This window comes from Nostoc sp. (assembly GCF_036917155.1).
Classification (GTDB): Bacteria; Cyanobacteriota; Cyanobacteriia; order Cyanobacteriales; family Nostocaceae; genus Nostoc.
On sequence record NZ_JBALDZ010000140.1, the window covers coordinates 1 to 13090 of the forward strand.

Here is a 13090-nt window from a genome sequence, read left to right on the forward strand (position 1 = left end):
CACGATGTTTCAATGTGTCCTTGTACAAATCCCCTGATTTTAATTATGGGGATTTCCCTGTTGCCTGTTGCCCGTTCCCTGTTCCCTTTTAATCAATTGTCATAACACATACGTTGAGGAATATAGTGCAGTAATTTTAACGACAGAGAGAGCAAATCTCCGCATTAGAATACGTTTCGCTCTCAAATATTTACTGGCAGTCAGTGAAGCCTTGGTTATTGTAGACAATCACATTACATATATTGATTACCGCTATCACTTTCAAGATGAGCAAAATAGTCTGATTTTTCGTTATGACAGTACACCACACTTTCCCAACTTGCCTAGCTTCCCGCACCATAAACATCGCAGTTGTGTGTCTACACTTACAACACACATATTTTGTGTTTGATAACACTGCTGGATAAATCGTATCGCGGCTGTGCGATTAAAAGCACTCAAAGCATTACCAACTTCAATTAAAACAGCTTCAGTTACCCATACTTCCACGGCGCTTTGAACACGCAGTAGCAGTGTTTTAGCCTTGAGATGGTATTGATCGCGTACATTTAGTAACGCTTGGATAAAAACAGTGTCTAAAAATATTCGCTCACCCGTCATGTGTTAATTTCAGGCTGACGTTTTGGTGTGCCATAGAGGTAATGATCGTGTTGACTTGCCCAATCTTCGGGTGCATCAACTGTCCCTGTTAAATCTTCTAATACATCCCACACATCAGCCACTTTAGTTTCAGATGAGTTAATATCCTCAGAAACGATGGTAATCACATAGCGTTTGTTCAGTTCTAAATCAGGTGGAATATCTGGGCGCAAAACAGAACCATCAAATGTAACCGTTAAAATTTTGCTCATTGTTCTATTTCTCCTAACCGCTAATCACAGCGATCGCATCAATCTCTACCAACACGTCTTTAGGTAAGCGCGATACCTGCACACAAGCCCGTGCTGGGGCTGTATCTTCCGGGAAATATTTAGCATAAATGGCATTCACCGCCACGAAATCATTCATATCAGCTAAAAATACAGTGGTCTTCACCACATCTTGAAAAGTCGCCCCAGCGGCTATGAGAATGGCTTCAAGATTAGCTAATACCTGCTCAGTTTGTTTTTTGACATCATCAGTGTAGACGACATCACCAAGGCGGGGATCGATGGCAATTTGTCCAGCTATAAATACAAATTGACCTGAAGCTGCGATCGCTTGATTATAAGGGCCTACTGGTGCAGGTGCGTTATCAGTATTAATTACTTTACGTGTCATAGATATTACTTTCTCTAACGATGTTTCCTGTTTACCGATTTCCGCTTCAGCAGCGATCGGCTTGTAAACCTCTCCATCTGGCATTATCGCACCAGTTAGGTCTGCATCTTTAAAGTTGACACCATAGATATTTGCGCCAGTTAAATCTACCTTCTTCAGGTTTGCCTCGTTCAGATTCGCGTTGATCAAATCTACTTTTTGCAGTTCTGCTTTCTCTAAATTTGTCCCTTTTAGACAGGCTTTTCTGAAATTTACGCCTATGAGATTTGCTGCACCTAGATCAGCTTCAGCCAGATTCATTCCTGACAAATCCTTTTGAGATAAATTAACACCACGAATTTTGGCTCCCTGCAAATTAGCACCTTTGAGTATCACACCACTTAGGTTTGCTTGACTCAAATCAGATCCAAACAAGTTAGCCCCTGTTAAATTAGCACTATTAAAAGGGAACAGGGAACGGGCAACAGGCAACAGGGAAATCCCCATAATTAAAATCAGGGGATTTGTACAAGGACACATTGAAACATCGTGGCTGACGCCATCTCGTTTCAAATATTTTTATCTCTTTTCATAAATAAATTTAGGGGCTTTAAACCCTGTATTCGGGGCTAATTTTTTTTCTGTTCCCTGTTAAGAGTTCCCTGTTCCCGCCCCGAAGGGGCTTGGTAAGGTTAGCTCTAACGATTTTTGCTTCATTCAAGGATGTGTCGCTTAAGTTTGCAGAATTGAGTGTAGCATCACTCAAGTTGGCGTTATCTAGGTTGGCGTTACTGAAATTAGCGCCGCTCAAGTTCGCTTTACTTCAAATCTGCTCCCGTCAAATCTGCACTTGTTAGGTCTATCCCACTCAGATTTGCACCTTTAAAGTCTACACCTCTCAAATTTACTGAATGAAATTTCCGCTCTCCTGCGGCGTATCTTTCCAACAGTTCCTCAGCGTCCATAATGCACCTTTGAATACCATTGACACAGTATAATCACAAAAACTTTGTGTCGCAGGTATTCTTCTCCCCCTCTTCTCTCTGCGCCTCTGCGGTAGCCTGCGGCAAGCCGCTCCGCGTCTACGTTCCTCTTACCCCAATCTCGGACGTATCCCAATAATGCCATCAGGTCAGCATCCCGATCGCACTCGTATAATACGATTACGACAGACTGCAAAATATCGATGAATATTAAAGAAGTACTGCTCCAAGAAATTGAATCATCCTCAGATGTTCTACTAGCCCAAACACTAGATTTTTTGCGTTTTCTCAAGACAAAACCAACAACCGAGGAAAAATCTGTTGACCTGTCAACGGAAAAAAATGCTCATACTTCCAATCATCAAACGAAAGCGGAAATACAGGAAGCAACACCAATTGTTAGAGGCTCTAAAGCAGAAGACTTGCTAAAGTTTGCCGGAACCTGGCAAGGTGATGATTTTGAGGAGTGTTTGGAGCTTGTTTACCAAACCCGTTCCCAGGCTGAATTTTAGTGATGTATCTCCTAGACACCAATCATTGTAGCCGGATCATTTTTGGAGAAACAAACATCATTCGTTGGTTACAAGAACACATCGGCTTAGGGGTTGCAACTAGCGTTATCGTGCAAGGTGAACTTCTTTACATGGTGCAAAAGTCTGCTCAACAAGAAGCAAATCTTCGCTTTGTCAGAACTTTTCTGCAAACCATTGACCTTTATCCCATTAATGGAGGAGTTGCCGATGTTTACGGTAGCCTCAAAGGACAAATTGTCGAACATTTTGGCCCCAAAGATAAAGCAAAGCGTAGAAAGTTTACAGTTCAAGATTTGGGGTTTAGCGATAACGACTTGTGGATAGCATCAACTGCTCTGCACTATAACCTCACCGTCGTCTCAGGGGACAGCGATTTTCAAAGGATACAACAAGTACAAGCCTTAGCCTTAGAATCTTGGCTTTGACATCCTCACAACACCAACCGATTCCTACAGAACGTTTACCCAAACTGGATGTTGGGGAATTCCAGATATTCCTCTCCCCTCATCTCTCTGCGCCCTCTGCGCCTCTGCGGTAGCCTGCGGCAAGCTGCTCTGCGTCACGTTCCTCTTACCCCAACCTCGGACGTATCCCATAATGCCGATATCGCCAATAATCGCGCAGAATGCGATCGTGGTCAAAACATAAATTACTAGGCACTCGCCAAGACTCAAAAATACCTACACCCTTCGCATCATCTCCAGCCACAACTTCCCCCGTAGCTGTCGCTAAAAACACAATGCTAATCGTATGCTGACGCGGATCGCGATTGGGGTCAGAATACACCAGTAATTGTTCAACCAACTCCACCTGTAAACCTGTCTCTTCCTCAGCTTCTCGCCGTGCCGCCACTTCCACAGCTTCGCCATAATCTACAAAGCCACCAGGAATAGCCCAACCTAAAGGTAGATTATGTCTTTCAATTAACACTATTGGCCGATGAGGTCGATCTACTAGTTCAATGATGATATCAACTGTTGGTGTAGGATTTCGGTAAGACATGGAATTTTAGATTTTAGATTTTAGATTTTGGATTAATTAGGGATTGGGAATTGGGCATTGGTTATTAATTATTCTCCTCTGCTTCCCCTACTCCCCACTCCTGCCAGCTTTTAAAGCTGTACTTAGCGTGATAAATTCGATGCGATCGCGTAGCGTCTCCATCAGACAATTGCTCCCTCTCATAATTAAGGTTACTTATGCCTTTTCCTAGATCCAGTGGCATTTTGCTGCATCCTACTTCCTTTCCCAGTCGATTTGGCGTTGGGGATTTAGGCTTAGAAGCCTATCGCTTCATTGATTTTCTAAAAGAAAGCCATCAACAATATTGGCAAGTTTTACCCCTAGGCCCCACTGGATACGGTAATTCCCCATATATGTGCTACTCAGCAATGGCGGGAAATCCGCTGCTCATTAGCCCAGAAAAACTTCTAGAAGAGGGTTTGCTATCTGGAGAAGACTTTGCTAATTTACCAGGATTTCCGGCAGAAAAGGTAGATTTTGAGCAGGTTGTACCGATTAAAATTGGGCTACTCAAAAAAGCCTGTGAAAACTTTAGAGCCTATGCTACGCCTATCCAGCATAAAGAGTTTGAAGGCTTTTGCGACAGTAAAGCCTATTGGCTAAATAATTACGCCTTATTTATGGCGCTGAAAGATGCTAACAATGGTGCAAGCTGGAATACATGGGAGCCAGAATTTGTCAAGCGGGAACCAGAAGCATTAGCTCAGGTAGAGCATCGGCTTAACGGAGATATATTTTATTACAAGTTCATCCAATTTGAGTTTTTCCGGCAGTGGTCAGACCTGAAAAACTACGCGAACATGCGTGGCATTGACATTATCGGCGATATTCCTATCTACGTAGCTCATGATAGTGCCGATGTGTGGGCGCATCCCGACATCTTTTGCTTAGACGAAGAAACGGGAGAAGTTGCCCAAATGGCAGGAGTTCCACCAGATTACTTTAGCGCCACCGGTCAATTGTGGGGAAACCCGGTTTATAACTGGGAGGAACTGCAAAAACAAGACTTTAAATGGTGGGTACAGCGCTTTGAGGCCATGCTGGATTATGTCGATATAATTCGCATTGACCACTTTCGGGGCTTCGAGGCATATTGGTCAGTACCCAAAGGTGAAGAAACTGCCATTAATGGCGAATGGGTGGAAGCACCTGGAGACGCTTTTTTTGAAGCGATCAAACAGAAGTTGGGCAAGCTACCCGTCTTAGCAGAAGATTTGGGGGTAATTACACCAGGGGTAGAAGCGCTGCGAGACAAGTATGAATTTCCTGGAATGAAAATTTTGCAGTTTGCCTTTGGTTCAGATCCCGCTAATCCATTTTTGCCATTCAATTACTCGCGGAATGCTGTAGTTTATACCGGAACTCACGATAATGACACAACCATCGGCTGGTTCAACACAGCTAACGACTACGAAAAGCATAACTTATGGCTTTATTTAGGTTGTATAAGTTCTGAAGGCATTCACTGGGATTTAATTCGATTGGCGTTAAGTTCTATAGCCAACCAAGCGATTATTCCTTTGCAAGATATTTTGGGATTAGGAAACGAAGCACGAATGAATTTTCCCAGTATTGCTGAGGGTAACTGGGAATGGCGCTATCAAGAAGGAGCGTTGAGAGATGAATGGCGCGATCGCTTAAAAGTTCTGACCAGACTTAATGGACGCGCCCCAGAAGCCCAGTGAGGAGTAGGGAATGGGGAGATGAGGGAGCAGGGGGAGCAGGGGGAGCAGAAGGAGAAATAAATACCTCCTCATCTCCCTCATCTCCCTCATCTCCCTCATCTCCCTCATCTCAAAACTTAGGCTTGGCAGCAATCCTAACTTCTTCCTCTTTCCCCGGCTCTCCCATTTCTTTAGCTTTCTCCTGATTGACACTCATCAAAACACCGCCAGCATTATCAGTTTTCACTGTCAGTTGCTCTTGGGCCTTCCAAATTCGATGAGTTCCCTCTGGCAGAATACCCTCAAACTCGGTTTTGCCATCGGCTACTACACGAATCCAAGATGAGGCTTTCAAGGTGACACCAATCTGTACAACCTGTTCCTTTTGGACGCCGCTCAGGTTGTTGCTGACGGGTTGTACCTCCATTGACTCTTTTAGTTGGGCTAATTCTGGTTTGACAACGGACTTTTGTTTGGGATATGGCTGATTTTGGCTATTACTTGCTTGTAGTACCGCGTTATTTAATAACTGAGATAAGCCATTTACAGAGCATACTATTAGCAATATGTAAAGAAAGTAAAGATGAATTGGACGTAGTTGAGCCAGGGGTGAAGTATTCCCAATACCTTGGGAGTTCGCTTTTGCAGAACTGATTGGAAAAGTGCCAGAAAATTCGACTCCATTCAAGCCTAGAGCTTCCGCAAATTGCCTAATCAAACCCTGAATATAGACTGGTTCTGGCAAATCGTTTAAATTACCTTCTTCGATCGCCTGCAATAATCGCCGGGGAATTCTGGTCAATACAACCACTTGCTCTAGAGAAAGACCCTGTTCTTGCCGCAATGCCCAAAGTTGAGCGCCTAATTCTGCCAACTTTTCGGCTCGTTGTTCCTCTAATGAAAGTGATGGCTGGTGATTATTCTTCTTTCTTAGCCATTTCATGCCTACTGACACTCCTTAACTCCGCTGAATCTTTAATAGGTTGCGTTATTTGCTCTTGCAAAAAGTGAATCTCATGATCTTTGAGGGAACGATATTTACCCTCTGACAACAAGGGTTCCTTTAGAGTTTGTAATTGAATTGGGCCGATAGCAGTTCGATGCAGCTTAATTACTGGGTATCCTAACTGTTGAGCTATGCGGCGAATTTGGCGATTTCTTCCCTCCTGCAACACTATTTCTAAAAAGCTTTGCTCGGCACGACGTTCGATTAGACGTACCTTAGCAGCCCTGGTTTTTCTACCCTCCAACATCACACCCTGACGCCACTTTTGGAGTACTGTTTCTGGCGGGTGTCCTTTAACCAAAACATGATATGTCTTGGAAATGCTGTGGCGGGGATGGGTTAGTTCAAATGTCAGTTCTCCGTCATTGGTCAGGATTAATGCTCCTGTGGAGTCTGCATCTAGACGGCCAACTGGGTGAATACCTGAACCCTCCCGTAATTCTTTCGGTAGTAGATCCAGGACTGTTGGTCTGTGGTGAGGGTCGTAGCAAGTCGAAACCACTCCTGCTGGTTTGTGTAGCAATAGATATATTAAAGCCGGACGCTGCTTTTCGGATACAGGTTTACCATCGATGGCGATCGCATCTTTTTCGGGATCAACTTTTTGACCTAAATGTGCCAATACTCCATTGATCCGTACCCGTGAGTGCCTAATCATTTCTTCGGCCTCGCGACGTGAGGCGATACCCCATTGAGCAATAATTTTTTGTAACCGTACCTCCATGTGGAAATTGCTTATTTACTGTTAACAATTAAATGATATTTGCATTTTGTAGCGAGTAGGCATAAATGTTACATTTAAGGCTTATTTAATTTCTGTTCAGTTGTTGAACAAATACCCATAAACAGATTGGTTAAATGCCAGAGCAAAATTCCCAAACAACAAATGCAAATAAAATCCGCATAATTACGCAGGTACTAACAACAGCAGTCAAGCTTTGGTTAAGAGCGCAAGTCAGCCAAATATCGGAATTAGAAGTGGAGATCACAGCGAGCGATCGCCAACTTCTCTCTGGGCGCATCCCTTCGGTATCTATTTTTGCTACTCATGCAGTTTATCAAGGTCTCCAGATTACACAAATTAAATTAACAGCAGAAAATATTCGGATAAACATCGGCTCCGTACTCAAGGGAAAACCCCTGCGACTGTTAGAAACAGTACCAGTGGTTGGCGATTTAATCATAGACGAGAAGGATCTCAATGCTTCTCTCTCATCTAACTTATTATCGACTGCTTTGAGCGATCTACTGGTTAAGGTTTTACCAACACATTACCCACAGACACAACCAATTAATTGGCAAGAAATTCTTCTGGGGAACAACCAAATTATACTGCGAGGTTTGAGAGTAACCAATAGTGAAACAACGCCTCTAGAAATTTGTCTGGGCTTACAGTTACTCAGTGGGCATGAGTTGGAAGTGGCGCTGATTCCAATCCAGCCTGCCCAAGAAGATATGTTAGAGGATAATCATGATTACAATCTGGATCTTGGTTCAGATGTCGATATCCAAGAACTAACAATGATCCCAGGCAAGTTAGTCTGTTGTGGGAGGATTAACGTTAATCCTTGATGATGACAGATTTAAAAATGCTAATACACTATTTAAATGATCTAGTGCCTCTCAGCGGATGAGGAGGACAAGGGGACAATCCCCCGCTTCGTTGCTATCCCGCCTCGGAATAGAATTCCAAGGCTAATCAATACTGCTCGGATAAGCAGGGGAGGCTGGCGTTGCAGGGGAAGCAAAACTCAACGTCAGCCTCCATTTCTCCCCCGGCTATTGAACAGCTTGCCTCAACCAAGAAATTCCAAAACCTACGCAGTATTGCAAGGCTAATAGCTTAAGTCCTCTCAAGAGGACTACATCAGAATTTTAGTCCACTTGAGTGGACTTGAGCTATTAGCCCGGAACTTAAGTTCCGGGCGGGATATAGGTCAGTGCAATACTTTAGCTGTTCTTCTTAGGTCTGTATTGAACTCAACTGAAAACCGCTACAGTAGCGGCAACAGTAGTGTCACGAAATAGTAAACCAAAGGAGCTGTGAAAATATAACTATCGGTACGGTCTAAAATACCACCGTGACCGGGGATTAACTGTCCAGAATCTTTGACTCCAGCATCTCGCTTTAGCATAGATTCAGTGAGATCCCCTAAAAGACTAGCAATGCCAATCAGCAAACCCAATGCTAAACCAGTGAAAGGGGAGCTTGGCAAGTGAAGATAATAGGCTCCTGCTACGGCTACAGCAACACTTGAAGTAATACCAAAGACAGCACCTTCTACAGTTTTTTTCGGGCTAATCTCAGACAGACGGGTTTTTCCAAAGAATTTGCCAATGGTGTAAGCACCGATATCGGCTGCCCAAATACACAAAAAAGTTAGTAGTGTTGCTGTAAAACCTTGTGGTAGAGAAGCGGAATTTGCCTTCTCCCAGAAATCTGTCCAGGTTATAGGCCAGTAACCTCCAAAAGGGAGATTGCTAAAAGCAGCACTATCAATTGCTCGTAACCGCACCCAGTAACTTGGTAAATAACCTACATAAAATAGCCCCATAATGGAAGCAGAAACATCAGCGATCGTGGCAAATTTGGGTTGAAACAGCAGGTAAAAACAAATAAGTGTGCCAGCTATTGGCATCACAGCATCAGCTAAACTGCCATCTAGCGTGCAAATTACCAGCAATACTTGGCTAGCAGCCATTGTGGTTTTAGCAGCAGGAACTATACCTCTGGCTCGCACCAAATTGAAATATTCCTGTTGACCCAAAAAGACGATAACCGCAAACATGATGGTAAAGTACCAACCACCCAAAAGGGTAACAGAAAGAGCAAGAGCGATCGCAACAATTCCACTAATAATCCGAGACCAAGGCATAGAAGTATTGGGTACTGGGTACTGGGTACTGGGTATTGGGTATTGGGGATTGGGTATTGGGTATTGGGGATTGGGGATTGGGCATTGAGAAGAGACAAGGTAGACAAGGTAGAGGGGGGAGATAAGGGAGAGACTTGTTCAATAATTCCCCCTTGTCCCCCTTGTCTCCTCGTTTCCCCCAGTCCCTAGTCCCCAGTCCCCAGTCCCTAGTTCCCAGTCCCTAGTCCCTAGTTCCCAGTCCCTAGTCCCCAATCCCCAGTCCCTAGTCCAGTTTCTCACCACTAAGGATAAAAATGGGATCAACGGCGGTAAAGCTTTGAGAAAAGCCACGCGTCTCTAAGCGGTTAACCGCAGATTGGACGACTTCGATATTTCTAGCTCTTAACAGAGAAAAGCTCTGGGAAATAGCATATAGACTTTCTAGATTAGCAGCTGTGGCTACAACCCGACCGGATGGCGGCAAATAATGCCAAGCTGCTTGCAGTATTTCCTGAATGGGGCGTCCTCCCTCGATACAAACGCGGTGAGGGGCAACCTTAAGATCGTGTAAACACTCTGGGGCGCTTCCTTCAATTACTTCGACATTTTTCACATCAAAGCGATCGCAGTTACGCTTGATCAGATTAGCTACTTCTTCATCCCTTTCGATAGCGATAATCTGTCCACCTGGACACAATAGCCCCACCTCTACCGGAATTGTACCTGTCCCTGCGCCAATATCCCACAACACGGAATCTGATTTTAGCCGCAGTTGGGAAATCAATAGCAGTCGGACTTCTCGCTGACTCAGGGGAATTCCTGGCAAATGTTCAAATAATTCATCGGGAATACCAGGGGTAATATAAGGCCAAAGTTGGGAGGGCATAGAATTACGGAATTATACTAAAGATATCGATTTGCCAAATTGAAAAGCTATCAGCTATAAAACTTTTCAACCGTAGCATTATTAAGAAAACATAATGATTGGCGAAATATTAGGCGAACGCTACGAAGTTCAGCAGCTATTAGGAAAAAAAGCAGGGCGGCGGACGCTATTAGCTCGTGATTTGCAAACTCAGGAATTAGTTGTCATCAAGTTACTCTCTTTTAGTAGTGACTTTGAGTGGGATTCACTTAAGTTGTTCGAGCGAGAAGCTGAAACTTTAAAAAACCTAGCACATCCCTCAATTCCTGGCTATTTAAACTATTTTGAGGTAAATTTACCAACCATCAAAGGATTTGCTCTAGTACAAACTTATATAAGAGCACAAACTTTAGAGCAATGTTTAGAAACTGGGCGGACTTTTACAGAAATTGAAGTCAAAGAGATAGCTAAAGCACTTTTAGAGATTCTCGTTTACCTACATGAGCTACATCCGCCTGTAATTCATCGTGATATTAAGCCTAGCAATATTTTATTGGGGGAGCGTTCTGGCAATAGTGTCGGTCAAGTTTATTTGGTAGATTTTGGCTCAGTACAAACCGTCTTAGCTACCGAAACCGGGACAAGAACTGTAGTCGGAACTTATGGTTATATGCCACCAGAGCAATTTGGCGGACGCACTGTTGCAGCATCAGACCTTTATAGTTTAGGGGCGACCTTAATTTATTTAGTGACGGGTACTCACCCAGCCGATTTACCCCAAAAGGATTTTCGGATTCAGTTTGAGCAAGTGGCTAATCTCAGTCCCAGCTTTAGCAATTGGTTAAAGTGGATGATTGAACCTAGTTTAGAACGCCGTTTGAGTTCTGCTAGTGCTGCACTGGCAGCTTTAGAAAAACCACAACCGGCAAACCTGCCTATTTTGGTTGTTGGCAAACCTTATGGGAGTAAGATTCAACTAACCAAAAATGGGGATTCTCTAGAAATTATCGTTCCACCTGCTGGTTTTGATTCATCAATAGTATTTACAGGTTTATTTGCGATCGTCTGGAATTCATTTATTCTCTTTTGGACTCTTGGCGCACTCTCAGCGCCTTTTCCTGTCAACATCCCCTTTGCCTTGTTTTCATTTCCTTTTTGGGGTGCTGGCTTGATGATGGTGTATAAATTTCTCTTTCATTTATTTGGATGCATCTGCTTACGTGTGAATCTCAAACAAATTGCCCTAACCTGGGAGTTGTTTGCTTGGAAATTTTATCGTCCGCGTGCATCGTCAAGGCAAAGTATTAATAAGTTAGTTTACATTCCCAAACATTTTACTAAAGATTCTGAAGGCACTAGAATTGCCGTTCCCGCACAATTGGATATTTGGGTAGGAGTAAAAAAATATCAGCTTGGTGGTAGTGGTGGTGCAATTAAATCTGAAGCGGAACTGGAATGGCTAGCTCATGAATTAAGCGATTGGTTAGGTTTGCCAATTACCAATCCAATGAGAAGTTAGTTGCATTGATTATTGCTTTGTTCAAGGTGTCCAGTTTTGTCTCGACCACACTCGCCTTAGTACACGCGTACTGTTTAAGCACAGATACTTGGCACGTTGCCCTGTTCATTCAGTAAATTGATCAAAAAAATAGCTAATAGTTTGAAAACTTATGCTTTTATGGATGATACTGTCTTCATAGACTGTACAACTGTACTAACAAAGTTTAGATGAGACTTAATTGTAACCCTTACTACGAAACAAAATTTGGTGCTGCTTATTTGGGAAACAGCCTAGAATTAATGGCAGGTATTCTCGACGAAAGTATCGATTTAATTTGCACCTCTCCACCATTTGCATTGATTCGTAAAAAAGAATACGGAAACGTTGATGCTGAGGAATATGTTGAATGGTTTAAAGATTATGCAGCACACTTTTACCGTATTCTTAAACCAACAGGCTCACTAGTTATTGATATAGGTGGCAGTTGGATTAAGGGAATGCCAGTTCGTTCTCTTTATCATTTTGAACTAGTTGTTGCTTTGTGCAAAGCAAAAGAAAAAGGCGGACTTGGATTTTATCTGGCACAAGAATTGTATTGGTATAACCCAGCAAAACTGCCTACCCCTGCCGAATGGGTAACAGTTCGCAGGGAAAGAGTTAAAGATTCAGTAAATACAATTTGGTGGCTGTCAAAAGAACCGCATCCTAAAGCTAATAATAGAAGGGTTTTAAAGCCTTATAGTGATGCGATGAAAAACCTTTTAAAGAATGGGTATAAACCCAAAGTTAGACCATCAGGCCATGATATTTCTGATAAATTTGGGAAGGACAGGGGAGGAGCTATTCCCCCGAATATTATTGATGGACGTTATAGTACAGACAAAGAAGAAATAGGGCAACAGACTCTTATAGAAGAAACTTTATTTGAAGATTTAGTCCAGCCCGTAAATGTAATTTCTGCCTCGAATACTGCTTCCAACGATTATTACCAAAGGCGTTGCAAACAAGAAGGTTTTAAGCCACATCCAGCAAGATTCCCTCAAGCTTTACCAGAGTTTGTCATCAACCTTTGTACAGAACCAGGTGATATTGTTTTAGAACCTTTTGCTGGTTCTAATATGACAGGTCGAGTTGCAGAAACTTTACAAAGACGCTGGTTAGCTTTTGAGATTGATGAAGACTACATCAAAAGCTCAAAACTGAGATTTGAAGAAAATGCTCCTTTGGTTGTTGAACCTCCAGTAGATTTATCACCAATAGCAACAGAAAACGCTGATAATAACCAGTCAGTACAGCTACGCTACTATATGATTTTGTTACAAAAAGATGGTAACCGTTCACGGTGGAAATTAGGCTACCAGGAAAAATAAGTACAGAGAGATGGTAGATTAGAGGGCATGAAGAAAATCAGCCTCATCAGC

Annotated in this window: 14 protein-coding genes and 1 pseudogene; 7 read left to right on the forward strand and 8 right to left on the reverse strand. The window is 43.0% G+C overall.

Translation table 11 applies throughout. The annotated features are described in order from the left end of the window. Positions 1-67: 67 nt before the first annotated feature. A complete protein-coding gene (gene tumE, locus V7K67_RS19155; RefSeq protein WP_334732027.1) occupies positions 68-391 on the forward strand; it encodes a toxin TumE in 324 nt (107 codons plus the stop codon). On the opposite strand, the gene V7K67_RS19160 is transcribed toward tumE, so the two are convergent. From V7K67_RS19160 to V7K67_RS19170, 3 genes and pseudogenes are all read right to left on the reverse strand, one after another. Beyond that, positions 292-600 (reverse strand): type II toxin-antitoxin system VapC family toxin, encoded by a 309-nt coding sequence (locus tag V7K67_RS19160; RefSeq protein WP_334732029.1) that lies wholly within the window; start codon positions 598-600, stop codon positions 292-294. The genes tumE and V7K67_RS19160 overlap by 100 nt on opposite strands. Beyond that, the gene (locus V7K67_RS19165) at positions 597-851 is read right to left on the reverse strand and encodes a hypothetical protein (RefSeq protein WP_334706798.1); all 255 of its coding nucleotides are present in this window, start codon (positions 849-851) and stop codon (positions 597-599) included. The genes V7K67_RS19160 and V7K67_RS19165 overlap by 4 nt, the downstream gene beginning before the upstream one ends. Before the next feature lie 13 nt (positions 852-864). Then, a pseudogene (locus tag V7K67_RS19170) lies at positions 865-2204 on the reverse strand (Rid family detoxifying hydrolase). Between the two features lie 221 nt (positions 2205-2425). On the opposite strand from V7K67_RS19170, the gene V7K67_RS19185 reads away from it, so the two are divergent. Together V7K67_RS19185 and V7K67_RS19190 are read left to right on the forward strand one after the other, a co-directional pair. After that, the gene (locus V7K67_RS19185) at positions 2426-2734 is read left to right on the forward strand and encodes a hypothetical protein (RefSeq protein ID WP_334731787.1); all 309 of its coding nucleotides are present in this window, start codon (positions 2426-2428) and stop codon (positions 2732-2734) included. Positions 2735-2736: 2 nt separating this feature from the next. Next, entirely contained in the window at positions 2737-3180 is a 444-nt protein-coding gene (locus V7K67_RS19190; RefSeq protein ID WP_334731795.1) for a type II toxin-antitoxin system VapC family toxin, read from the forward strand. A 145-nt stretch (positions 3181-3325) separates the two neighbouring features. Here the strand turns inward: V7K67_RS19190 and V7K67_RS19195 are convergent, their stop codons facing one another. Next, positions 3326-3757: an NUDIX hydrolase gene (locus V7K67_RS19195; RefSeq protein WP_334706801.1), complete on the reverse strand. Its 432-nt coding sequence runs from the start codon at positions 3755-3757 to the stop codon at positions 3326-3328. A gap of 197 nt (positions 3758-3954) precedes the next feature. Between V7K67_RS19195 and malQ the strand changes: the two genes are divergently transcribed. Continuing rightward, the gene (gene malQ, locus V7K67_RS19200) at positions 3955-5463 is read left to right on the forward strand and encodes a 4-alpha-glucanotransferase (protein WP_334731788.1); all 1509 of its coding nucleotides are present in this window, start codon (positions 3955-3957) and stop codon (positions 5461-5463) included. A gap of 109 nt (positions 5464-5572) precedes the next feature. Here malQ and V7K67_RS19205 read toward each other — a convergent pair whose 3' ends face one another. Continuing rightward, complete coding sequence (locus V7K67_RS19205; protein ID WP_335167933.1) at positions 5573-6385, reverse strand: helix-turn-helix domain-containing protein; 813 nt, start codon at positions 6383-6385, stop codon at positions 5573-5575. Next, positions 6360-7172, reverse strand: coding sequence for a pseudouridine synthase (locus V7K67_RS19210; protein ID WP_335167935.1), 813 nt, complete (start codon positions 7170-7172; stop codon positions 6360-6362). Before V7K67_RS19210 ends, V7K67_RS19205 begins: the two co-directional genes overlap by 26 nt. 134 nt (positions 7173-7306) lie before the next feature. On the opposite strand from V7K67_RS19210, the gene V7K67_RS19215 reads away from it, so the two are divergent. Then, entirely contained in the window at positions 7307-8020 is a 714-nt protein-coding gene (locus V7K67_RS19215; RefSeq protein WP_335167937.1) for an LmeA family phospholipid-binding protein, read from the forward strand. Positions 8021-8442: 422 nt separating this feature from the next. Here V7K67_RS19215 and V7K67_RS19220 read toward each other — a convergent pair whose 3' ends face one another. Together V7K67_RS19220 and cbiT are read right to left on the reverse strand one after the other, a co-directional pair. Further along, positions 8443-9324 carry a phosphatidate cytidylyltransferase gene (locus V7K67_RS19220; protein WP_334711558.1) on the reverse strand — a complete coding sequence of 294 codons (882 nt, stop codon included), beginning with the start codon at positions 9322-9324 and terminating at the stop codon, positions 8443-8445. Positions 9325-9586: 262 nt separating this feature from the next. Further along, a complete protein-coding gene (gene cbiT / locus V7K67_RS19225; RefSeq protein ID WP_334731791.1) occupies positions 9587-10189 on the reverse strand; it encodes a precorrin-6Y C5,15-methyltransferase subunit CbiT in 603 nt (200 codons plus the stop codon). A gap of 94 nt (positions 10190-10283) precedes the next feature. Here cbiT and V7K67_RS19230 point away from each other — a divergent pair, with 94 nt between their 5' ends. Both V7K67_RS19230 and V7K67_RS19235 read left to right on the forward strand, forming a co-directional pair. After that, complete coding sequence (locus V7K67_RS19230) at positions 10284-11687, forward strand: serine/threonine protein kinase (RefSeq protein ID WP_334731792.1); 1404 nt, start codon at positions 10284-10286, stop codon at positions 11685-11687. A 209-nt stretch (positions 11688-11896) separates the two neighbouring features. Then, a complete protein-coding gene (locus tag V7K67_RS19235) occupies positions 11897-13039 on the forward strand; it encodes a DNA-methyltransferase (RefSeq protein WP_335167939.1) in 1143 nt (380 codons plus the stop codon). Positions 13040-13090: the final 51 nt, after the last annotated feature.